Origin of the sequence: Labrys miyagiensis (assembly GCF_030160835.1) — a bacterium.
Lineage (GTDB): Bacteria > Pseudomonadota > Alphaproteobacteria > Rhizobiales > Labraceae > Labrys > Labrys miyagiensis.
This window is the reverse complement of the sequence record NZ_BSPC01000058.1, coordinates 116,568-138,088: the sequence shown is the minus strand read 5'-3', so window position 1 is coordinate 138,088 and position 21,521 is coordinate 116,568. Positions and strand designations below refer to the sequence as shown.

Here is a 21,521-nt window from a genome sequence, read left to right as displayed (position 1 = left end):
CGGCCTGAACGGAGGCTTTGGTCCGCCGACAGGCGAAGAATGTCCAAAACCAACCAAAAATAGCAAATCAGCAACGGAGACGAACTCATGCCTTCCACTTTCCTCAAGGCCCTGGCCGTGGCAGCCGGGCTCGGCCTTGCCGGGCTCTCCGCCTCGGCGCCGGCCCTCGCACAGGACCACAAAGGTGAGCAGCTCTACCCGCTCTTCACCTATCGCACCGGCCCCTACGCGCCGTCCTTCATCCCCTTCGGTGCCGGCAATCGCGATTACCTCAACTACATCAACGATGTCGAAGGTGGCGTGGATGGGGTGAAGATTTTCATCCAGGAATGCGAGACCGCCTATGAGATCGAACGCGGCATCGAATGCTACGAGCGCTACAAGAACGGCTATGACGGCGCCCTGACGGCGGCGATCTATCCGCATTCCTCCGGCCTCGACGTGGCGCTGACCGACAAGGCACGCATCGACAAGATCCCGATCGTTTCGCCGGGCGGCGGCCAGAACATTGCTACCGACGGGCGGGTCTTTCCCTATCAGTATCCGCTGATCTTCGATTACTGGAGCGAGGCGCAGATCGTCGTCGATTTCATCGCCCAGAAGGCCGGCGGCTACGACAAGCTCAAGGGCGTGAAGATCGCCACGCTCTATCACGATTCCGGCTATGGCCGCGACACCATCGAGCCGCTCGGCATTCTCTCCAAGAAATACGGCTTCACCGATATCCAGATCCCGGTGCCCCATCCCGGCGAGCAGCAGCAGGCGCAGTGGCAGCAGATCCGCAGCGCGGGTGCCGACTGGGTCTTCCTGCGCGGTTGGGGTGTCATGACACCGGTGGCGATCAAGACGGCGGCCCGTGTCGGCTTCCCCGCCGATCACATCATCGGCGATATCTGGAGCGGTTCGGAAGATGACGCCCGCCCGGCCGGCAGTGTCGCCAAGGGTTATCTTGCCGTCTCGGTGTTCCCGCCCGGAACCGACTACGACATCATCAAGACGCTGAAGGAGAAGATCGTCGATGCCGGCAAGAGCGATCTCAAGGACAAGGCCAAATTCGGCACGGTCTATTACAATTACGGGGTGATCGAGGCGATTACCTTTGTCGAGGCCTTGCGGGTCGGCCACAAGAAGTTCGGCAACCGTCCGCTCACCGCCGAGGAGGGCCGTTGGGCGCTGGAAAATCTCAGCCTCGACGACAAGCGCATCGCCGAACTCGGCGCCAAAGGCCTGATCTCGCCGCTGAAAACGACGCCCGACAATCACAAGGGCGAGACCATCGCGGCCAAGATCATCCAGTGGGACGGCGCCAAGTGGAATGCGCTGACCGACTGGATCAAGGCGGACTCGACGCTCTTCGCCGATACCATCCGCGCCAAGGCGGCGGCATACGCTCAGGAAAAGGGCATCACGCCGGTGGCGCAGACGAACTGAGCGCGACAGACCCCTCTCCCGAACGGGGAGAGGGGCAAGGATGAGAGACTGGACTTAGACGAGTGAGGCGCAAGGATACTTTGCCCCACTCGTTGGAGGCTAGACCCTTATCCGGCTGCCGCCCCTTCTCCCAACTGGGAAAAGGTATCCTTTCCGGAGAGGCCATGAACACCCCATCACCCCACCCCCGACCCCAAGCCTACCTCGATGTCTCTGGCATCGAGGTACATTACGGCCAGGCGATCCTGGCGGTGCGGGATGTCTCGCTTTCCGTCGGCCAGGGCCAGATCGTCGCCCTGCTAGGAGCCAATGGCGCCGGCAAATCCACCACCCTCAAGGCCATCTCCAACCTGCTCGGCCCCGAACGCGGGGCGATCACGCGCGGCAGCGTCTCCTGGCAGGGCGAGCTCGTGAGCCGCCTGTCTCCTTCAACTCTCGTAGGCCGGGGCGTCGTGCAGGTGCTTGAAGGCCGACATTGCTTTCCGCAGCTCACCGTTGAGGAGAATCTTCTCTCCGGCGCCTTCCTGCGCCGGCCTGGACGTCGCGAGCTCGCCGAGGATCTCGAACAGATCTACGCCTGGTTCCCGCGCCTGAAACAGAAGCGCAAGACCAAGGCTGGTCTCACCTCGGGCGGCGAGCAGCAGATGACGGCGATCGGCAGGGCCCTGATGACGCGCCCCAGGCTGATGCTGCTGGATGAGCCCTCCATGGGGCTTGCCCCGATCGTGGTGCAGGAGATCTTCGAGATCATCCGCAGCCTCAACAACGACAAGGGCGTCAGCTTCCTTATCGCCGAGCAGAATGCCAATCTGGCCCTGCGCTACGCCGACCATGGCTATGTGCTGGAAACTGGCAGTGTCGCCGCATCGGGGCCAGCGGCAGAGCTTGCCGCACGGGAGGATGTGAAGGCGTACTATCTTGGAGCGACAACTATGAAGTAGGTAGTTTCGCCGATTCTGTCGCAACCGCGAAGTAGCGCCGCGAAAGGGCCAAGGGACCGATGTTCATGCGGCCAGGATCTTAAACCGCTCGGCCAGCGACGGTGCCGGATTATAGGCGCACTTGACCTGTCGTTTGCGCATCATGTGGACCACCTCAATGCCGGCGAGGACCGTCCCTGCGCAGGCGAGTAATTTAAATCCGAGCCTGGGTCGAACCCGGCGTTCGATGCGCCGATGATCTTACTCGATCCGGTTGTTGAGGTATTGGCTTGGTTGGATGCGATTGGTTTTAGACTGCGGTGGGAACGATCTAACAACCGGCTCTCGCCGTCACAGGCAATAATGGCCTCCCGGTTTGTCTGGCTGCCGTCAATGACGATGTGCTCAGACCGACCATGGCGCTTCAATGCCTTGCAGATGAAGCGCTTGGCCGCCGATCGATCTCGATGCCCGCAGAAGAAGAACTCGACCGTGTCGCCGACGCTGTCGATGGGCTGGATAGGTACATCCATCGACCCCGCATCTTGATGTAGGTCTCGTCGATATGCCATTTGCCAGTGACCGCTCGTTTGCGCTGATTGAACTGTTCAAGCAGTAGCGGCGAGAACCGTACGACCCAGCGATGGATCGTGGAATGATCGACGCAGATGCCGCGCTCTGTCATCATCTCCCCCAGATCGCGAAGGCTGAGGTTGCAAGCCAGATACCAGCGAACGCACGGCAGGATCACCGAGCGGTCGAATTGGCGGCCCTTGGACATCGAAACCGGCCACTGAAACAGAGGAGATTATGTCACGGCTGACATTGATGGAATGTTTGCGACAAAGCCGAATGCATTGCCGGTACGTCACGGTCGAGATATCCTTTAGCTATCGTCGTGAAGGTCATGCTATAGCGGCGCTGATACGTCTCGCATGAGACCTTCGCTCTTTCTAAGGACGGGCAAGCGTTTTCGCGTAGAGGCCCTGCGAGGCCACAGCAATGAGGCATGCGGGCATGTGTTGAAGAAACTGGTCGCCGCTGTCGTCTTCCTTGCAATCGTTGGCTTCGCTACATCGCAGTTGAGCCCCTGGCCGTCCGCGCTCTTCTACCGCTATTTTTTCGACAAGAACGGTGTCGCGATGAATGAGGCGCTCGCCAGGCATGCGCCTGCCAGCGTCACGACCCGCGCCGATATCAGCTATGGCGCCGAGCCGCTGGAGAAGCTGGATATCTACCTGCCCGCAGGCGTCGATGGTTCTGCGCGCGCCTTGCCGACAATCCTTTGGATACACGGCGGCGGCTTTCTGTCCGGCGACAAGAGCCAGATATCCAACTATCTCAAGATAATCGCGGCCGCCGGCTACGTTGTCGTGGGCATCAATTATACGCTGGCGCCCGCCGCGCAGCATCCGACACCCACCCGCCAGGCGAATGCCGCCCTCGCTTTTCTAAGGGCCGATGCGGGAAAGCTGAATATCGATCCCGATCGCATGTTTCTGGCTGGCGACTCCGCTGGTTCCCAGATCGCCGCGCAATTGGGAATAGCGATCACCGAGCCGGCGTTTGCCAGATCCATTGGCCTCGTGCCGGCAATCCCACCTGTGGCCCTGCGCGGACTCGTTCTTCATTGTGGCATCTATGACCCAGCCAACTTCAAGTTCGACGGCAAGATGGGTAGTTACCTGAAAACTCTAGTTTGGTCTTACTTCGGCAGCAAAGACCTGCGCGTCCCCGCCATGCCAGAGCAATTTTCCATCGTGCGCAACATCACGCGGACGATGCCGCCCCTTTTCGTAACGGCGGGCAATGCCGATCCGGCGCTGGTGCATTCCAAAGCCCTCGTGGAGGCAGCCGGGAAAGTCGGCGTGAGTGTTGACACCCTCTTTTTCCCGCAGGACTACACCCCGCCGCTTCAACACGAATACCAGTTCGATCTCGACACCGCAGCCGGCCAGCTTGCCCTGCAACGCTCGCTCGCGTTCATTGCTGAACGCTCCCAATTGTGACCGGTGAAATGGTGTTGTCAGGATAACTGGGATCGTTCGCAGTAGCTCTCAAAAAGTGACGGGTCCTGGGTTTGGCCGCCCACGCAGGTATCGCCTGGTTTTATTTCACGCGCATGTGCTTCGATCGCCGAGATGAAGTGTTCTATAAAAAGAAGCTATTCAGGAGGCACGGCGTGACTTTAGAGATTATTGGACGGAGGGCCTTTCTCACGCTTTGCGCGAGCTTGGCGCTCGGAAGCTGCGCTACCTCCTATGCCGGTGTGGCCAGCCTTCCCGTCATCAGGGCGGTTCATGTCATCGGCGGCGGCAATCTGTGGCTGCAGACCATGCCGCCCTTTGTGCAGCGCAGCCTCATCCAGCAACTCGGCCCGCGCTACCAGCCCGGTGCAAGGGGCGGAGCAACGCTGACGGTGCAACTGACTGACATCAGCTTTCCCACCGCATCCAACGCGGGCTTCGGCAGCGTCGATACGCTGGATGGGCGGATAACCCTTGCCTCAGCCTCGGGCGCCGTGCTGCAGAGCTTCCCGCTGTTTTCGTCCACCGCTTCCATCGATGCTGCGGCAGAAGTCACCGGACCGACTCCGCGGCGCTATGACTGGCTCGCGTCAAGCTATGCGCACTGGGTGTTGACCAAGCTGGCGTGATCGTCTTTCGCGAGCGGACACGCTGCTGGAGCTGAAGGGACCAGATGGTGTGGAGGCAGGCGCCGGCATTGTCACGGCAACTCGTCGGAGCCGCGGCACGGGCAGGCAGCGGCCGATTTCACGCCGGGATCGCAGTCGAGCGACGCCACTGCCGCAGAGCTGCGGCTCGTAATTGCTTCAGATATCTCCGAGAGATGAGGTGCCGTTTCCCGCGCAAACAGCGGCCCGAACCTGGCGATCCAACGACGAATGGTTTCATAACAAATGTCGAGCCCTCGCTCCGCCAGAAGATCCTCGATGTCGCGATAGCTCAAGGAGAAGCGAAGGTACGACCAGACGGCGTGTTGAAGGACCGCGGGCGGGAAACGATGGCGGGCGTAGGAAATTGACGTCATCCCCGACCATACCTCAGCCTGGACGTTGCCGTGACAATGCCCTCTCCAGTGCGAGAGGCTCTTTCGCGTCAGATACGCTTCACTGCCAGCCGCACGCCAGTGTCAGGGCGGACAGTCATCAACATGGTCGGCGTCGGCAAGGAATGCGGCCCCAGCTCGAAGCGGAAGCGCGCGAGGAGCGTAGCCAGGATGATGTGTGCCTGCATCATCGCAAAGTTCGCGCCGACGCAAACGCGTGGTCCCGCGCCGAACGGAAGATAAAGATAGCGATCGCGAGCACGCACGGCTCCCGATGAAAACCTGTCCGGGTCAAATTCATTCGGGCGTTCCCACCACATCTGATGCCGATGGAGTGCGTAGATCGGGAGGAACAGCACGTCGTTCGGTTGGATCTGCCGGCCGCCGAGGGTGTCGGCTAGTCGGACATTGCGCGCCAGCATGCCGACCGGCGGATAAAGACGCATGGCCTCTTCGATCACCTGCCTCACATAGGGCGTCGCTTCGAGGTGACTGGCGCCTGCAGGCGCATCCCCGAGGGCTGCGCGAGCTTCTGCTTGCGCCCGCTGCTGCGCCTCCGGATGCAGTGCCAGAAGAAGCAGCGACCAAGACAGCGCCAGCGCCGTCGTTTCGTGGCCGGCCACGATGAAGAACTGCATGTTGTGCAGAAGATCCGTCGGTGACATGCGTCTGCCTGTCTCCGGGTCCTGAGCCTTCAGCATATGGTCGAGCAGGTCGTCGGCACCACCATTTGCCTCCCGTCGCCGGGCTTCTATTGCCCGGGCTACCATGCTGTGCATGGTTCGAACCGCGCCGAGACCGAGCAGCACCCCGGGCCGAGGGATCCAGTTCGGCACCCGAAGAAAGTCAAGCAGGGACGCCTTCCCAGCGGTCTGGAAATATCTGAGGATGGCATGGCTATAGGCGTCGGCGTCGAAGTGCTCGCGGCCAGACAAGGCCACCTCGCAGATGACGTCAAAGGTGGCTGACAGCATCTCTCCGACCAATTCGGGATATTCGCTGGCAAGCATGAGCCGCTCTGCCGCTCGCTCGGCTGTTGCCGTCATCACCGGCGCCAGTGCCACTACGTTGCGTTGTGCGAACACCGGGGCGACCGCTCTACGTTGCCAGCGCCACGAGTCACCTTCCGAGGTGAACAGGCTATCGCCGACGGCGGGGCGCAGCATGCGCAGCATCACCTCTGATTTTGGATAGTTCTCGACGTTGTCCAGGAGGACCCGGCGAAGCGCGCCCGGATCCTGCACCATATGCCAGCGCGCACCCATGCGCCCTGACACCATCGGCTGGCGGTAAGCCAGCTCCGGGATGATCTCGAGCACGTTGCGCCGGGCGGCCCGGATGGATTGTAGGATGGAGAGAGGACGCGTTGGAGGCGCAACGGTCGGCGGCAAGACCTTGGGTGAGTACAGCATGTTCGAGCGCCTCAATTGTGAATTCCGTGCCGGTAAGAGTACCCGAGTCCGAAGATACGTCTGACGAGTGCACGAGAGTGACGTTTTGTGCGTCCCAAGGAAACGCGACCCTGCCTATTTCGGGGCACTGTCATGCACGAAGATCAAGGCGAGCAGCATCCTCAGGTCTCATAGACTGGAGCGGGGCTCGTAGCGCCAGCCCATTCACGCGCTGCGATGATGAGAAGCGCACCGGCTAGGGCAAAATCTTTCTCAAAGTGCAGAAGCTGATTCGCATCTGTCCAGTCCATGTGGAAGATCAACGCCGTGCTTGCACAGAAGAGAGCGAGAATGAACTCCGCGTAGCGCAGTCCGACGCCGGATATCAGCGAAAGCCCGCCGAACAGCTCTACGAACAGGGCGCCCGGCAGCAGGATCGCAGGCAGGCCATATTGCGCCATGTAGGCGATGGTCAGGTCCAGATGTGTGATCTTGAACCAGGATTCATGCAAGAACAGCACGGCGATCAGGATACGGCCCGCGATGACGCCGTAACGGTTGAGACTTTCCATTATAGTATCTTTCCGGATGGATTGATTGGGCATCGCACCCGCAGGGAGGGGGAGCACGGGATACAGGTGCAAAGAATGATGGGGTGAAGCTTTCCCGGACTACCTGCTCTTGGCGACCTTGCTCAGCGCCCGCTCAAGATCCTCGCGTTTCTCGCAACCATTCGGGCAAAGCGTCTTGAGCCGAGCCAGATTCTGGTGCGCCTTCGGGATATCGCCGCTCTCGGTGTAGAACTCGCCCTGATATTCGACAGTGTCCTTGTCGTTGGGGTCGGAGTCGAGCGCCTTGTTGTTGAAGGTTTGCGTGCCCTGCTCGGCGCGGATCTTGGTGAGATCCGGCAGATCACTGGGGCTTGGCCTATCCACCGCCCAGGCGGCAGTGCTGATCAAAAGGCCAGCGAAGGCAAGGCTGATGGTGCGAAACTCGGTCATATGAAGCTCCTGTGCGGGTGCCCGATGCTGGGGTGACAGAAGCAAGGACAGTTACCGAGGAGGCTTTATTCCCCATTTGCGGGCAAAATATTTTTCCTGCGATGCGAATAAATTGACGTCTAGATGTGAAGCCTCGAGAAGCTGTCCTCGGACAGGCCGAGTCTGCTGATAGGAGTTTGAGATTTCATGCCGCCGTGTAGGCGATGCCAATTATATCGATGCAGCCTGATTGGCAGCTCTTCGGCGCGGCTTCGAGCCATCAGCCAAGTAGGTAAGGGGCCAAGAACTCACGCGGCCCTTGAATTGAAGATTGCATGCAAGGCGTCTGGCTTCAGGTGTGTATATCGCCTCAGCAACTTCCAATCCTTGTGCCCGGTGACGAGCGCGATCACGGCCGAATTTGATCAATCGCTCGCGGTCGAGGGCAGAAATCTTGCATTTTCCGAGTTCTCGCTTCAGAAGATCAAGCGCTGCAGCCTTAGATCGAAGCGGTGTCTTGTCGACAGCGGTCATGTCCTGGATGTGGAGATCGATAAGTTCGCCGAGGGTCTTGATCTTGGCGATGCGGGAACTGATCGGAGTCTCGCCGCGATCAGCCTTGACGTCGGCACCCAGAGCCCAGCGCCGGGCATCTTCGGGGCGTTGGAAGGTCTCGCTGACACCACGACCCTTGCGCCGAATTTGGACGCGCCAGGAGCCGGAAGGGAGCTTCGTGAACGTAGCCATTTTTCGTGTGCAATCCCTGTGCACTCGGAACTGAAATCGGGTCGAACGGGGTCAAAACGAGGCGTAAAATCGGGTGCCTCAAATTGATCTAAAAATTTGATGTTACGGAAAAAATGAAGCAATATCAGGTACATAGATTTTCAGTGGCGCCTATGATGGACTGGACAGACCGGCATTGCCGCTTCTTCCACCGCATCCTGTCGAAGCGCGCTCTGCTTTATACCGAGATGGTGACCACCGGGGCCGTTGTTCATGGCGACCGGCAGCGTCTGCTCGGCTTTTCGGGCGAGGAGCATCCGGTCGCGGTGCAGCTTGGCGGCTCCAACCCGAAAGACCTCGCCTTGGCGGCCGGCATCTGCGCCGATCTTGGCTATGACGAGATCAATCTCAATGTCGGCTGCCCCTCCGATCGGGTGCAGGAGGGGCGCTTTGGCGCCTGCCTGATGGCCGAGCCGGAACTGGTGGGCGAGTGCGTGGCGGCGATGAAGGCGGCGGTGAGCCTGCCTGTCACCGTGAAGTGCCGCATCGGCATCGACGAGCAGGATCCCGAAGCGGCGCTCGATCGGATCACGGCGGCGGTACGCGCGGCGGGTGTCGACGCGCTCATCGTGCATGCCCGCAAGGCTTGGCTGAAGGGTCTCAGCCCTAAGGAGAACCGCGATGTGCCGCCACTCGACTATGGCCGTGTCTACCGCCTGAAGCAGGCCAATCCGGATCTTCCCATTGCCATCAATGGCGGCATCAAGGATGTCGACGCCTGGCGCGAGCATTGCGCGCATCTCGATGGCGTGATGATCGGCCGCGAGGCCTATCAGAGCCCCGAGATCCTGCTCGCGGTCGATCCCGTGCTGTTCGACGAGCCGGCGCCGGTAGCCGATGGCTTCGAGGCGATCGAGGCGATGGCGCCCTATATCGAGGCGCGGCTGGCCGAGGGCGTCAGGCTGAGCTCGATCACCCGCCACATGATAGGCCTTTTCCCCGGCCGCCCGGGCGCGCGGCTCTATCGCCGGCATCTGGCGACCGAGGCCGTGAAGCCGGGCGCAGGGCTCGAGGTGCTGTTCGACGCGGCTGGCCATGTGCGCCGCGCCATGGAGACGAAGGCGGCGGCGTGAGACGCACCGCCGATCACTTTCTCTCGACCCGGATGGGGCACCTTCGCCGGTCCTGACGCGACAGGCCGGGCTTGCGCCGAAACGTTTTGTGGGCGCTTCATTTTTCCCGCAAACCCGTGATTGCCCGTCCGGATCTTTCCGTCACGATGTAGCACTCAGCTACTACCCAACACCCGCCAAGTCGCGCTACAACACCCTGATGGGGAAGCGGCAGCAAGCAGAAACGGTCCGCCGACAAGGACGTCTGCCGCACCTGGGACCACTGAGATCTGGGAGGGTTCGATGGTCGAAATCATATCCAGACGCGATGGCCCGCGCCGCGAGGACGCCGCGTTGCGCCGCATCATCGGCGACAATCGCGCCACCATCACCCGCCTTGCCGATCATCTCACCGGCGGTGGCTATTCGGCCTCCAAGGCCCCGAAGCCGGCGCCCAAGCCGCAGGGCCTGATCATCCACGATCTCGGCTCCGCCAGGCCGGCGGAGGAACCGCATCCCGTGGTGCGGATCAGCCTCAATGGCCGCGTCATTCTGGTGGACGAGAACTCGAGCCGGCAGATGCATCACCTCGGCGATATCCGCTCCCGACAGGGGCGCGAGGTCTTCGTGCTCGCCACCGGTGAGAACGGCTTCTTTGCTCCGGTCGATGCCGAGATTGCCGGGATGCTCGCCGAGCTCGACGGTTGCGTGCTGGACGGCGAGGAGGGCGAGCAGGAGCTGGCGGCAGAAGTCGGCAAGCGTCTTGGTCTCGCATGAGGCGCGGGTCCGGTCAGTGCAAGCAATGGAAATCACATTGGCAAGGATGACATTCGAACAAGCGATGTGAAGCACTCATGGCGATAGATGTCGGTTCAGATGGAAAGCAGCCCTTGATCCCGCACCCTGCCGATCAGGCGCGCCCGCTGGCGCTTGCGGAACTCGACTATGACGAACGCCGCACGATGGCCGCCTGGGAGAATCTGCTCTCCGGGGAGGCGGGCCTCTCCCGCGGCCGCGCCCCGGTGCGTACGCTGATCCAGGATTCCTGGCTGCGCTGCACCAGCGGCGGCATCAATGCACTGCAGAACGAGGCGCCGCTCACCAGCGACCAGGAGGAGATCGAGAGGCTCAGCCGCTCCAGCAAGGAACTCGTCCTGGCGGCGCGGCGCTCCTTCTTCGCGCTCGGCCAGCTCCTGCAGGGCACGGGCGCCATGCTGGTCCTCGCCAATGAGGACGGTACCTTGATCGATGCGGTCGGCGACAAGCGCACGCTGCATGACGGCATGGATATCCACCTCGCCGTGGGCGGCACCTGGACCGAGGGCGTCGTCGGCACCAACGGCATCGGCACGGCGCTATGGACAGGCGAGCCGGTCTTCGTGCATGCAGCCGAGCATTTCTGCGCCGGCATCAAGAGCTGGACCTGCGCCGGCGCCCCGATCCGCGATCCCTTCGACGGCAAGATCATCGGCGTGGTCGATCTCTCCGGCCATCCCGATATCTTCCGGCCGCACAACACCGCCCTGGTGGCGGCCGCCGCCCGCGAGATCGAGAAGGCGCTCGCCGACCAGCAGAGCGAGGAGCGCACGCTTCTTCTCGAAACCTTCATCACCTCCGCCCCGCGCTACCAGCGCTCGGACGGCCTGATGATCGTCGATCACCATGGCCGCGTCGTCTACACCGCCAACCTGCCGCAGCGCATCGAACAGGGCCTGCTCGGCCAGCCCCGGCAGGGCACGCCGCGGCGGCTGACCGATCTCAGCGATCCGCGCGGCCTCGACGAGCTGGTGAGTTCGCTGCCGCGGGAATTCCGCTCCTGCCACGTCAATCCGCTGGAGCTCGACGGCGACCTGCGCGGCGCCGCTTTGGTGTTCCCGCCGACGCCTGCCGCCCCGCATGTTTCGCTGCGCGATGGCGGCCCCTCGGAACGATTGCGCGAGGTCGCCTCCCTGATCGTCGGCGAGAGCGAAGCGATCCGCAAGGCGGTGGACGTCGCCTGCCGGGTGTCGCAATTCGCGGATCTCACCTCGCTCCTGATCGAGGGGGAGACGGGCGTGGGCAAGGAGCTCTTCGCCAAGCTCGTGCATGCCGGCAGCCGGCCGAGCCGGCACGCTCCCTTCATCGCCGTCAATTGCGGGGCGATCACGCGCGAATTGTTCGGCAGCGAATTGTTCGGCCACGTCGCCGGCGCCTTCACCGGTGCGGCGCGCGAGGGCAAGCCGGGCGTGTTCGAGCTCGCCAATGGCGGCGTGCTCAGCCTCGACGAGATCGGCGAAATGCCGCTCGACATCCAGCCCTTCCTGCTGCGTGTGCTGGAGGACAGGGTGGTCAACCGCATCGGCGACAGCCGCGGCCGGCCGGTCGATGTCCGCCTCATCGCTTCCACCAACCGCGATTTGCGGGGCGAGGTCGAGGCAGGCCGCTTCCGTCGAGACCTCTATTACCGCATCAGCGCCGTTTCCATCCAGGTGCCGCCCTTGCGCGAGCGCGGGCAGGACATCCTGCTGCTCCTCGAGCATTTCAACGCCAGGCTCGCGAGCCGGATCAACGGCGAGCGGCTCACCTTCAGCAATAAGGTGCTGGATGCCCTGCTGGCCTACCAGTGGCCGGGCAATGTCCGCGAACTCAGGAACCTCGTCGAGAAACTGCATCTTCTCAGCAATGGCGGCGACGTTACCCTTGGCGACCTCCCTGCGGAGATCACGCAAGGTGGCAGGCTGGTGACACCGGGGCTCCCGCCACCCGGTCGGGTACCCGAGGGTGGCCCCCACACCCTGGAGGCGGCGGAGGGCGAGGCGATCCGCAACGTCCTGGCCGCCGAAGGGGGCAATCTCAGCCGCGTGGCGCGCCGGCTCGGCATTTCGCGGCCGACGCTCTATCGCAAGCTCGAACAGCACGGCATCCGCCGCGGGTTCGTGTAGGGGGCGAACCGAACTTGAGGCGAAGGGCGCGCCGCGAGCCTCCCCCACGAAGCTGGGGGAGGTGGCCGAACGGAGTGAGGCCGGAGGGGGTGTGGGCAGAATTGAGCGCGTGAAATGGAGACCAAGTTTAGCGCTTCCTGCGCCCTGTTCTGCCCACACCCCCTCCGAGCCGACTTCGTCGGCCCACCTCCCCCAGCTTCGTGGGGGAGGCTTTCGCGTCGCGCCTGTTACGCCCGTCCCAGCAACTCCGCCCCACCGCCTAGTGCCGGCCCAACGGTTGGATCCTCGTCCTCCGCCAGATCGCCCACCAGCGTTTCCGTTGTCAGGATTAGCTTGGCGACCGAGGCGGCGTTCTGCAGGGCGGCGCAGGTCACCCTGACGGGGTCGACGATTCCAGCCTCATACATGTTCTGGTAATCGCCAAGCGCGGCGTCGTAACCAAAGCCGCCATTCACCGCGCTCACCTTCTCCACCACCGCCTCCGCGTCGCCGCCCGCATTGGTCACGATGCGCCAAAGCGGCCTGGTCAGTACGGACCGGACCAACCGCACGCCTTCGGCGACATCGCCCTTGGTGGCGGCGAGCACGGGGTCCAGTACCGGCCCGATCTGGGCGAGAGCCGTGCCGCCGCCCGCCACGACGCCTTCCTCGATGGCGGCGCGCACGGCGGCGAGCGAATCCTCGATCAGCTGGATCGTGCGCTTCTGCTCCACCGGCGTCACGCCACCGGCATAGAGTATGGCCGTGCCGCCCGAGAGTTTCGCCAGACGCTCGCGCAGCTTGTCCTGCTCGATATTGGGCGGCGCATTGTCATGCTGGCGCTGTACTTGCACGCGCCGCGAGGCGATGGCCGCCTTGTCGCCGCCGCCATGGATCACGCTGGTATGGGTGGCGTTCGTGCGCACCCGCTCGGCGCTGCCGAGATCCTCTTTGGTGACATTTTCGAGCTTGCCGCCGAGATCGCGGGCAACGACACGCCCGCCGGTGAGGATGGCAAGATCCTCCAGCAAGGCCTTGCGCCAATGGCCATATTCCGGCGGATGCACGACGAGATATTTACCCGGGCCGCTCTTGCCGAGCAGGGTGACGACAACCTCCGGCGAGACCTCCTCGGCCACGATCAGCAAGGGCCGCCTGGCCTCGTCGGCAATGGCGCGCGCGGCATCGAGCGAGGCGGGGTCCTTGATCTTGAGGTCGGTCATCAGGATCAGCGGCTTCTCCAGCACCGCTTCCATCTTCTCTTGGTCGGTGACCATGTGATGCGACAGATACCCCCGGTCGAAGGACATGCCCTCGACCACGTCGAGCGTGGTCTGCGTCGTCACGCTGAAATCGGTGGTGATCACGCCGTCCTCGCCGACCCGGTCGAAGGCATCGGCCACGAGCTTGCCAAGCTTGGGATCGGTCGCGGCAATGTTCGCCACGGCGGCCAGGGTGCCGTTGCCCTTGACGGGCCTGGCGGACTTGCGCAAGGAGGCGATCACGGCGTCGACCGCGAGGTCGATGCCTTTGACGAGATCCACGGATTTGGCGCCGCGCTCATTGGCCTCGACCCCTCTCTGTACCAGGGCATTGGCGAGCACGATGGCGGTGGTGGTGCCGTCGCCAGCCACTTCGTTGGTCTGCATCGAGACCTCGCGCACCACCTGCGCGCCCATGTTTTCGAAGCGGTTATGCAGTTCGATCTCGGAGGCGATGCTGACGCCGTCGCGCGTCACGATCGGCGTACCGATCGGCCGGTCGATCATGGCGTTCATGCCCCGCGGGCCGAGGGTGGGTTCGACGGCCGCTGCAAGCTGGGCCACGCCGCGGGCGAGCGCGCGGCGGGCATGGGAATTGTGGATGATCAATTTGGGCATCAGTCCTCCTTCCGCCTTCTGCCGGCGGTCAATTGCTAAAGCGTTTTGCGATTTGACGGCATCGGCAAGAATCGCAAAGACGCGTCGAAACAAAGAGTTAGAGCAAAGCAGCGTTTGCGCCTAAACGAGCTTTGCTCTAGTCCGTCTCAGCCGGCCGGCGTCGACGGCGCCGGGCTCGGCACGCGGTTCATGATGAAGTCGACGAGGGTCGGTTCCCCGTCGACGAATTCCGCTTGCTTGTAACGGGTGGTCTTCAGTCCACGGCACAGCGCGCCGTTGAACTCCATGTTGATGCGGACGCTGCGGAGTTCGCCGAGATAGGCGCCGAGAGCCTTGATCGCCTCGCCGTCCCAGGTGAGGAAGGCGCGGTCCTTCAGGGCGATGGCCGGCCGGCGCTGCAGCAGCGCCTGGCGGTAGCGCCGCTGATGGAACCCGGCCTCCGGATCGGCGAAGGTCAGAGCCTCGTAGCCGGCGAGCGACAGGCGGACGATCGCCTCATCCGCCATGCCGGCCTGCCTGAGGTCGAGGATCGCCCCTTCCTGCCGCCGCTTATAGGCCTTCATCTGGAAGGTCTCGCGCAGCGCCTGCACGTCGCAATCGCCGGAGAGGTCGCCGAAGATCTGGCCGAAGCTCTTGCCGGCGGCGATGCCGGCATTCACTTCATCCGCAAACATGTGATCCTGCAGCCGGACCTCATAGGCTGGACGCCACGACAGGTTGTCGAGGGCCTCGCGCACGCCGTCCAGCATCAGGAAGGCGAAGTTCGGCGAGCACCAATAGGTCGGCAGGCGGAAATCGACGACGACTTGGCCGTCATCGGCGACCTCCGCCCGCTCGACAAAACCCATGTCGGTGATGGGCTCGTCGAGTTCGGGATCGTCGACCTTGGCGAGCCGCCGCCAGAGCTCGTGGTTGCGAGGCTCGTCTTGGCGGCGGGCTTCGGGCTGGACGAGCGCCATTCTCTCTACTCCGCCGCGATGTTGAAGGGCGTGCTGGCGAGAGCCCGCTTCTTGGCCGCGATGTCGATATCGTAGATGCGGGCAGCGTTGAGGCCGAGGATCTTCTCCTTGACCTCGTGCGTGAGGTCGACGCCGCGTTCCTGCTTGATGTCCTCGGGCAGCTCGAAGGCCCAGAACTTCTCGATCAGCCAGCGTGGCGTCCAGATGGCGTAGTCGGAGCCGAACAGGATCTTGTCCGGACCGATCCAGAACAGCAGCTCGGCGATGATCTCGGCGAAGTAGCGCGGACGGGAATGGATGAAGGGCAGGGCGACAGCAAGGCCGCCGAAGACATTGGTCTCCTGCACGGCGATCCAGCAGAAATCATCGAGGCGCGGCAGGCCGCAATGCTCGACGATCCAGTTGAGATTCTGGAAATCGGTGGCCGCGTAGTCGACGTCCTCGACGTTGAAGGCGTCCTTGCTCAGGGGGATGATGGTTGGCCCCTTGTGGACGTGGATGTTGCGGATGCCGAGCTTTTCGCACAGTTCGAAGCATCGGTAGGCGTCGGGATCGTTGAGCTTCCAGCCCTTGGAGGCCCCGTTCCACTCGGCCGTGTACATCTTCACGCCCTTGATGTCGTAGGTCTCCTTCATGAAATGGATGTATTCCAGCGCCTTCTCGCCATCGCGCGGATCGAAGGAGCCGTTGACGATGAAGCGCTCGGGATAGCGCTTGGCCACTTCGGCATTGCGCTCGATGGTGTTGAAGCCGTTCTTGTAGAAATCCTTCAGATAGGTCGACTGCACGATGGCGACGTCGTCAGGCCCGTCGATGAAGAGGTCGCGATAGAGGTCGTCGGCGCTGTATTTCTCGAATTTTTCCTTGGGCCAGAGCTGCTCCTTGGGGCTCAGCGCGGTGTGATACGCATAGAAGCACTCGACGAACTGCTTGCCGTGGATGTTGCGCTGGTTCGCGGGGCTGCCATCCCAGAAATGGGTGTGCCCGTCGACGACGAAGATCTCTTTGCCTTCCGGTGTGGTGTACATGGCTATCTCCTTCAACCTCTTCTGATCGTTTGTTGCTGGGGCGGCGGGCAGGGCCCACCAGCCGGATTAAGGCGCGGCCTCCAGGGCGCGCTGGGCGCGGGGAGGCAGGCGGCTTGGGGGCGAAGAGTGCCGCCCGCTCAGGAAGCAGCCTGGGCAAGGTTGCGCGCGCGCGTGCGCGCACCCGCGTGCGAGCGGAGCGGCTGCGCCGGCCGGATCCGCGTTTGCGGACAGGGATGGGGCGCCCGCCGGCGCCGCGGCGGCATGATCATCGCGGCAGGTCTGAAAGGGTTTGCCGATCATCGGCCCGCTCCTTCGTCGAATTTTGGAAGGCACGGGGAGGCAGCGCCGCCGGGGCGCTCCTCCCCGGCTGCCACGTCAGATATATTCCATGACCTCGTCCATATTGCCGAACAGGATCACCGTATTGTCGTCGACCCGCACCATGCGTCCGTAGTGGGTGGACGTATTGACCTCGAAGATTTCGGCGGTCATGTCGCGGCCGAGATATTCGCTGATCTCGTCCATCTTGAAGATCAGCTTGCCGTCACCGTCGATGCGGATGAGGGCAGGCTGGTAGGTGATGGTTACGCCGGGCTTCTTGCCCATGAATTCGGCGATGGCGCGCGCTTCGACCGAGTCGTTCATGGTCACGCCGCACTGGTGCGAGATGGTCTGGTCGAAGGTGATGTCCTTCATCGCCTTGAAGATGTTGCTGTGCGAGGCGTCGCGGGCTGCAAGTGACATTGTGCTTACTCCGTTGGTGATGATTGCCGTTCAGCCCTGGAGACCGAGCTCGCCCAGGATCTGGCCGATGCGCTCCTGCGAGCGGGCCTGCGCGTCCTCGAACGAAACGGGTTTGGAATGCGGCTGCGACCAGATTGGCTGCAGGCCCTTGGCGGCCTTTTCGGCGAGCGGCCGGTGCTTCTTCAGCCAGGAGGTGAAGAGCTTCTGGTTATCGGCCGCATACTTCTCGTCATGGGCGAGCAGGTACATGAGGTCGATGGTGTTGGCGAGGTTGCGCTCGTAGTCGGCCTCGGCGGCCGAGATCACCGGCGGGGTGATGAAGTCATGGTTGGCCGCGGCTGCCTGCATCAGGAAGCCGGAGCGGAAGAGCTCGCCCACCAGGGGTTCGAACACGATGTTGATGGCGAAATACTGCTCCAGATAGTCTGCAGTGCCCATGATGGTCTCGACCGCTTCGCGCGTGCCCTGCCAGACACCGTCCTCCAGCCAGGCCTTCTTGCCGAGCTCGTCGTTCCAGCCGGGGATATCCATGCCGATCTCGGCCAGATAGAGCGTGATGTCCTGGGCCAGGCGCAGCTTGTAGGAGGAGTTGGTCAGCGTGGCGTTGTTGATCATCTGGGTGTAGCCGTAGCGCTGCGCCTGCATCAGCGAAGTGCCCAGCCCGAATTCGGCATGTTTCCAGGCGCCCAGATGCGTCTGCAGGATTTTGATCCATGCCTTGTCGAAGCTCTTGGGCGCCCCGGACTTGCGGCCATTGGCGATTACGCTCTGCACCATGGTCTCGATCTTGGACTGACGCTGGTAATGGGTGCGCTCCCACTCCTGGTCGGGCGCCCGGAAGGCATGCCAGTTAGAGCTCCTGGCATGGGTATAGTCCTTCATATAGGCGCCGCGCCCGTCGGCGAAATTGATGATCCAGTTCTGGATGAGGTAGCGCTCGGGATCGGGCTGGACGTCGACCGTCACGTCTTCGTAGTGGGTGGCGCGCTGGCCGCGCGGATCGAAGTAGCGATATTTCCGGCTATCGGAATCGGCGAAGATGGCGGCGCCCGCGGCGCCCGATCCGACCGAACTCGAAACTGCAGGCATGGTATTCACTCCCTTGCTGTGGTGGTTTGGTCCGTTGGCTAAGTCTTTGTCATCGAGCCGTTTTTCGGCCCGAAACGTTGGGAGACGCCGGAGGTAGGTGCTCTGTCATCCCCGGCGGCGCCGAAGGTGCCGGGAAGGGCATCCAGGGGCCGCCAGTGGTGCCCTTAGCCCCTGGATCCCCTTCCCTCGGCCTTTGGCCTCGCCGGGGATGACAGCTCTATCGAGGCGCTTGTTCTCCAAAGTCTCCTTATCCTGCGAGGTCTGCTTAATGGCCGGGCGTTGCACCCGCCGAGGTGGTGAAGCGGTCGAAGAAGACGTGTTCCTGCTCGTAGCCGTTCATGAAGAGCACCGGCTGGAGCGCGTCGATCATCGGCGGCGGGCCGCAGGCATAGACGTCGCCCTGTCCGTCGAAGCCGAGTTCCTTGAGCCTGGCGTCGACGCGCTCATGCACGAAGCCGCGCTCTCCCTCCCAGCCTGCGTCCTCCCCGGCATGCGAGAGCACGGGGATGAAGCTCACCTCCGGATGGCGCTCGAGCAGGGCGGCGATGCGGTCGAGATGGAAGAGGTCGTCCTGGGTGCGCGCGCCGTAGAAGAAATAGACCGGCCGCTGCTCGCCGCTCGCCAGGTGATCGTTGAGGATCGACCAGACCGGCGACATGCCCGAGCCGGCGCCGACCAGGATCAGGGGTCCTTCGCGCTCTTCCCGTCGGAAGCAGGTGCCATAGGGTCCGGTGACGCTGATGTCGGCGCCGACCCGGATTCCGCCGGCGTCGAGTTCCCCGGAGAATTTCCCCTGGGGGTATTTCTTGATGATGAAGGAGAGTTTCTGGGTTTCGTCCGGCGTATTTGCCATGGAAAACGAGCGCGTAAGCGTCTCCCCTTTTTCCGTGGTGACTGTGATGTCGACATATTGGCCGGCCCAGAATTTCATCGGGGAACTGAGCGTGATCTCGATACCGCGAATGTCGTGGGTGAGGCGTTCGATCTTCTCGATCCGGCCCCGGTAGCTCTTCACGGCGATGGCTTTTGCGAGGAGTTCCTCGTCATAGTTGAGGAGCTCGACTTCCATGTCCGAATAGGCGATCGAGCGGCACAGCAGGATGTGGCCGCTGTCCTTCTCCATGTCGTTCAGCGCGAAGGTCGAATATTTCAGCATGTCGACTTCGCCATCGAGCAGGACGCATTTGCAGGCCGAGCATTGCCCTTCCTTGCAGCCATGCGGCAGCGCGATGCCCTGGCGAAAGGCGGCGTTCAGCACGGTCTCGCCATGCTCCACCTCGAATTCAACGCCGACCGGTTCAAGGCGCACAGTGTGGGCCGCGCTCATCGGGCCTTCCTCCAATACTGTCCCGTTCCCCCTCCCGGCGTCGGGAGGGGGCCGTGATTCCTTGGGCCGCGGAAGCCATGAGGCCTCCGCCGGCATCGGCTCAATGGCAAGGGTTGATCGTGAAGCCCGCCCGGTACTCGGCCAGGTGCTTCTCGCGATCGGCCGGGGACATTTCGCGCAGCAGCGTCAGCGGCGAAAGGATGGTGTGTCCCTTGACGTCGTCGAGGGTCCACATTTCCTCCGGGTCGAAGCGCAGATGCGGCTGCGGGATCAAGGTCTTGCCGTCGGAGCGGACGAAGTTCAGGTCCTTCATCGCATCGGCGAGATCCCAGCCGTGATACAGCGTCTCCCATTCGCGCTTGCCGCTGAAGCGGCCCATCGCCGGGGTCGGACGTCCCTGATACTCGTCGGAGAAGGCTTCCACCGCCGTCCAGCGATCGAGTTCATGGGCGAAGGTGTGCAGCTTGCCGTCGATCTCGTCGACGACGATGTCCTCGCGGATCAGGCAGGGGACGAGGCAGCTCCAGCAGCGATGCGGATAGACATAGCCCACCTGCTCGTTGAAGGTGAGGATCTTCTCGCCGCGGTGGCTGAGCTTGTCGTGCCACTTCCAGAATTCGCCGAACTGCGCATACCAGCCCGGATACTTGTACTCGAACCACTCGAAGTCCTTGTCCGTCTGGGCTTCGATGCGCCAGAAGTTGAGCGGCCAGCCGACGGTGAAGAACTGCGCCACCTTGTGGACATAGAACTTCTCGGTGATGCGCTTCCAGGCTTCCTGGACATCGTCGTGATGGATCTTGATGCCGTATTTCTCGAGCGGCAGCATGTAGGTGCGGTAGTAATCCTCGAAGATCCAGCGATGCCACATCTCCGCATAGGACTCCTTGGTCTTGTCGCGGTTCGTGGTGCCATATTCGATGAAGGTGCCGATGGCGGCGTCGACGATGGCGTGGTTCTGCCAGAAAGCGTAGCGCAGGTCGCGCTCGAGCAGGAGATGGTTCTCGGGCTCCTTGAGGGCGGCCATCAGCAGCGAGTGGCCGTTGCCGATATGGCGGCTCTCGTCGGACTGCACCGAGAGGAAGACGGTCGGCAGGGCATAGTCGCCGTTGCGGGCGGCTTCCGAGGGCATGGCGACGAAGAGCGTGTTGGTGAAGGCGGTCTCGGCCACGACCGTGAGGTACATGCAGGCCGCAGTCATGGTATCGCCGGTGATGAACCCTTCGCCAAACTGTCTGCCGATGGTGGTGGCATAGCATTTGCCGAAGGCTTCCTCGGTAATGTCGAAGCCGGCCGGATCGATATAGTTCTCCATGTACCACTTCTTCAGATTCATCTGAATCGTGGAATGGCGGAATTCATCGACCATCTGCATGGTGAAGCCGGTACGCAGGTCTTCGCCGGGCGCCAGGCGGGCAACCATTGCCATCGAGCGGGCGGCCGAAATTTCCGGGAAGGGGATGATGGCCAGGAACAGCTTCATCCATTCCACCCAGCGTGGCTCGACATTGCGGAACATGTCGCCGCGCAGCGCCGCGTCGAGCGCGCCATAGACGCGATTGTCCTTCTCTTCCTGCATGGGGAAGTAGGAGCGCAGCACCTGCTTCATCGGGTCGCGCGGTGCCTTGTTGATCTTGTAGTCCGTCGGGAAGGTCATCGCCTCCTGGACGTAGGTCGGATTCCAACCAAGATCTGCGATCTTCTTGGTCGCCTCGCCCACGGAGATGCCGCGCTGCGAGGTAATCTTGTTGAGCGTCAAAGACGTCATAGCCATAAGCCTCCACCAGATTGCGCCGGGCGCCCCTATGGCTCCGGCGGGAAGCGGCCGAAACAGCCGCTGCAAGGAGTGCGGACGAGGCGCGAGGCAGCGTGCTGTGCACGCCGGGCCAGGCGTTCGCCCAAGTGGATCGCGGCAAAGGTGCAGGGGGAACGGCCGGAACTCTCAGGGCGCCCCGACGGTGCGAG

18 protein-coding genes and 3 pseudogenes are annotated in these 21,521 nt (G+C 62.7%); 7 read left to right on the top strand and 14 right to left on the bottom strand.

The annotated features are described in order from the left end of the window. The first annotated feature begins 87 nt into the window (after positions 1-87). Positions 88-1,431 (top strand): ABC transporter substrate-binding protein, encoded by a 1,344-nt coding sequence (locus tag QQL24_RS25850; RefSeq protein ID WP_284315176.1) that lies wholly within the window; start codon positions 88-90, stop codon positions 1,429-1,431. Between the two features lie 164 nt (positions 1,432-1,595). Next, the gene (locus tag QQL24_RS25845; protein ID WP_284315175.1) at positions 1,596-2,372 is read left to right on the top strand and encodes an ABC transporter ATP-binding protein; all 777 of its coding nucleotides are present in this window, start codon (positions 1,596-1,598) and stop codon (positions 2,370-2,372) included. Between the two features lie 63 nt (positions 2,373-2,435). Here the strand turns inward: QQL24_RS25845 and QQL24_RS25840 are convergent. Next, positions 2,436-3,132 (bottom strand): annotated as a pseudogene (locus tag QQL24_RS25840) (IS6 family transposase). 238 nt (positions 3,133-3,370) lie between these two features. Here QQL24_RS25840 and QQL24_RS25835 point away from each other — a divergent pair. After that, a complete protein-coding gene (locus tag QQL24_RS25835; RefSeq protein ID WP_284315174.1) occupies positions 3,371-4,360 on the top strand; it encodes an alpha/beta hydrolase in 990 nt (329 codons plus the stop codon). Between the two features lie 173 nt (positions 4,361-4,533). Further along, positions 4,534-5,007: a hypothetical protein gene (locus tag QQL24_RS25830; RefSeq protein WP_284315173.1), complete on the top strand. Its 474-nt coding sequence runs from the start codon at positions 4,534-4,536 to the stop codon at positions 5,005-5,007. Positions 5,008-5,216: 209 nt separating this feature from the next. Here the strand turns inward: QQL24_RS25830 and QQL24_RS25825 are convergent. From QQL24_RS25825 to QQL24_RS25800, 6 genes and pseudogenes are all read right to left on the bottom strand, one after another. Then, positions 5,217-5,402, bottom strand: a pseudogene (locus QQL24_RS25825) (IS6 family transposase); the annotation flags it as partial. Positions 5,403-5,470: 68 nt separating this feature from the next. Further along, entirely contained in the window at positions 5,471-6,832 is a 1,362-nt protein-coding gene (locus tag QQL24_RS25820; RefSeq protein ID WP_284315172.1) for a cytochrome P450, read from the bottom strand. Positions 6,833-6,993: 161 nt separating this feature from the next. Further along, positions 6,994-7,383 carry a DoxX family protein gene (locus QQL24_RS25815; RefSeq protein WP_284315171.1) on the bottom strand — a complete coding sequence of 130 codons (390 nt, stop codon included), beginning with the start codon at positions 7,381-7,383 and terminating at the stop codon, positions 6,994-6,996. A gap of 99 nt (positions 7,384-7,482) precedes the next feature. Next, the gene (locus tag QQL24_RS25810) at positions 7,483-7,812 is read right to left on the bottom strand and encodes a hypothetical protein (RefSeq protein WP_284315170.1); all 330 of its coding nucleotides are present in this window, start codon (positions 7,810-7,812) and stop codon (positions 7,483-7,485) included. 119 nt (positions 7,813-7,931) lie between these two features. Continuing rightward, positions 7,932-8,069: pseudogene (locus tag QQL24_RS25805) on the bottom strand (IS481 family transposase); the annotation flags it as partial. Next, on the bottom strand, positions 8,023-8,538 hold the full coding sequence (locus QQL24_RS25800; protein ID WP_284315169.1) for a hypothetical protein: 516 nt from the start codon (positions 8,536-8,538) through the stop codon (positions 8,023-8,025). The pseudogene QQL24_RS25805 and the gene QQL24_RS25800, both read right to left, overlap by 47 nt. A 113-nt stretch (positions 8,539-8,651) precedes the next feature. Here QQL24_RS25800 and dusA point away from each other — a divergent pair, with 113 nt between their 5' ends. From dusA to QQL24_RS25785, 3 genes are all read left to right on the top strand, one after another. Then, entirely contained in the window at positions 8,652-9,650 is a 999-nt protein-coding gene (dusA, locus tag QQL24_RS25795) for a tRNA dihydrouridine(20/20a) synthase DusA (protein ID WP_284315168.1), read from the top strand. Between the two features lie 282 nt (positions 9,651-9,932). After that, positions 9,933-10,406: a hypothetical protein gene (locus QQL24_RS25790; protein WP_284315167.1), complete on the top strand. Its 474-nt coding sequence runs from the start codon at positions 9,933-9,935 to the stop codon at positions 10,404-10,406. Positions 10,407-10,519: 113 nt separating this feature from the next. Next, positions 10,520-12,550 (top strand): sigma-54-dependent Fis family transcriptional regulator, encoded by a 2,031-nt coding sequence (locus tag QQL24_RS25785; protein WP_284315166.1) that lies wholly within the window; start codon positions 10,520-10,522, stop codon positions 12,548-12,550. 227 nt (positions 12,551-12,777) lie between these two features. Here QQL24_RS25785 and QQL24_RS25780 read toward each other — a convergent pair whose 3' ends face one another. The 7 genes from QQL24_RS25780 to QQL24_RS25750 all read right to left on the bottom strand — a co-directional run bounded on the left by QQL24_RS25780 (position 12,778) and on the right by QQL24_RS25750 (position 21,330). Next, entirely contained in the window at positions 12,778-14,409 is a 1,632-nt protein-coding gene (locus QQL24_RS25780) for a molecular chaperone GroEL (protein ID WP_284315165.1), read from the bottom strand. Between the two features lie 146 nt (positions 14,410-14,555). Beyond that, on the bottom strand, positions 14,556-15,368 hold the full coding sequence (locus tag QQL24_RS25775; protein WP_284315164.1) for an iron-sulfur cluster assembly protein: 813 nt from the start codon (positions 15,366-15,368) through the stop codon (positions 14,556-14,558). Between the two features lie 5 nt (positions 15,369-15,373). Next, positions 15,374-16,396, bottom strand: a complete 1,023-nt coding sequence (locus QQL24_RS25770) for an amidohydrolase family protein (RefSeq protein ID WP_284315163.1) — start codon at positions 16,394-16,396, stop codon at positions 15,374-15,376. A gap of 375 nt (positions 16,397-16,771) precedes the next feature. Further along, a complete protein-coding gene (locus QQL24_RS25765) occupies positions 16,772-17,140 on the bottom strand; it encodes an MmoB/DmpM family protein (RefSeq protein ID WP_284315162.1) in 369 nt (122 codons plus the stop codon). A 30-nt stretch (positions 17,141-17,170) separates the two neighbouring features. After that, positions 17,171-18,229 (bottom strand): aromatic/alkene monooxygenase hydroxylase subunit beta, encoded by a 1,059-nt coding sequence (locus QQL24_RS25760; RefSeq protein ID WP_284315161.1) that lies wholly within the window; start codon positions 18,227-18,229, stop codon positions 17,171-17,173. A gap of 265 nt (positions 18,230-18,494) precedes the next feature. Further along, on the bottom strand, positions 18,495-19,556 hold the full coding sequence (locus QQL24_RS25755; RefSeq protein WP_284315160.1) for an NADH:ubiquinone reductase (Na(+)-transporting) subunit F: 1,062 nt from the start codon (positions 19,554-19,556) through the stop codon (positions 18,495-18,497). Positions 19,557-19,656: 100 nt separating this feature from the next. Beyond that, positions 19,657-21,330 carry an aromatic/alkene/methane monooxygenase hydroxylase/oxygenase subunit alpha gene (locus tag QQL24_RS25750; RefSeq protein WP_431310758.1) on the bottom strand — a complete coding sequence of 558 codons (1,674 nt, stop codon included), beginning with the start codon at positions 21,328-21,330 and terminating at the stop codon, positions 19,657-19,659. Positions 21,331-21,521: the final 191 nt, after the last annotated feature.

Excerpts from the sequence above, each read along its gene's own strand:
- QQL24_RS25850 (WP_284315176.1), top strand. The coding sequence starts at position 88 with ATGCCTTCCACTTTCCTCAAGGCCCTGGCCGTGGCAGCCGGGCTCGGC.
- QQL24_RS25845 (WP_284315175.1), top strand. The coding sequence starts at position 1,596 with ATGAACACCCCATCACCCCACCCCCGACCCCAAGCCTACCTCGATGTC.
- QQL24_RS25820 (WP_284315172.1), bottom strand. The coding sequence starts at position 6,832 with ATGCTGTACTCACCCAAGGTCTTGCCGCCGACCGTTGCGCCTCCAACG.
- QQL24_RS25815 (WP_284315171.1), bottom strand. The coding sequence starts at position 7,383 with ATGGAAAGTCTCAACCGTTACGGCGTCATCGCGGGCCGTATCCTGATC.
- QQL24_RS25810 (WP_284315170.1), bottom strand. The coding sequence starts at position 7,812 with ATGACCGAGTTTCGCACCATCAGCCTTGCCTTCGCTGGCCTTTTGATC.
- QQL24_RS25800 (WP_284315169.1), bottom strand. The coding sequence starts at position 8,538 with ATGGCTACGTTCACGAAGCTCCCTTCCGGCTCCTGGCGCGTCCAAATT.
- dusA (WP_284315168.1), top strand. The coding sequence starts at position 8,652 with ATGAAGCAATATCAGGTACATAGATTTTCAGTGGCGCCTATGATGGAC.
- QQL24_RS25790 (WP_284315167.1), top strand. The coding sequence starts at position 9,933 with ATGGTCGAAATCATATCCAGACGCGATGGCCCGCGCCGCGAGGACGCC.
- QQL24_RS25780 (WP_284315165.1), bottom strand. The coding sequence starts at position 14,409 with ATGCCCAAATTGATCATCCACAATTCCCATGCCCGCCGCGCGCTCGCC.
- QQL24_RS25775 (WP_284315164.1), bottom strand. The coding sequence starts at position 15,368 with ATGGCGCTCGTCCAGCCCGAAGCCCGCCGCCAAGACGAGCCTCGCAAC.
- QQL24_RS25770 (WP_284315163.1), bottom strand. The coding sequence starts at position 16,396 with ATGTACACCACACCGGAAGGCAAAGAGATCTTCGTCGTCGACGGGCAC.
- QQL24_RS25765 (WP_284315162.1), bottom strand. The coding sequence starts at position 17,140 with ATGTCACTTGCAGCCCGCGACGCCTCGCACAGCAACATCTTCAAGGCG.
- QQL24_RS25760 (WP_284315161.1), bottom strand. The coding sequence starts at position 18,229 with ATGCCTGCAGTTTCGAGTTCGGTCGGATCGGGCGCCGCGGGCGCCGCC.
- QQL24_RS25755 (WP_284315160.1), bottom strand. The coding sequence starts at position 19,556 with ATGAGCGCGGCCCACACTGTGCGCCTTGAACCGGTCGGCGTTGAATTC.
- QQL24_RS25750 (WP_431310758.1), bottom strand. The coding sequence starts at position 21,330 with ATGGCTATGACGTCTTTGACGCTCAACAAGATTACCTCGCAGCGCGGC.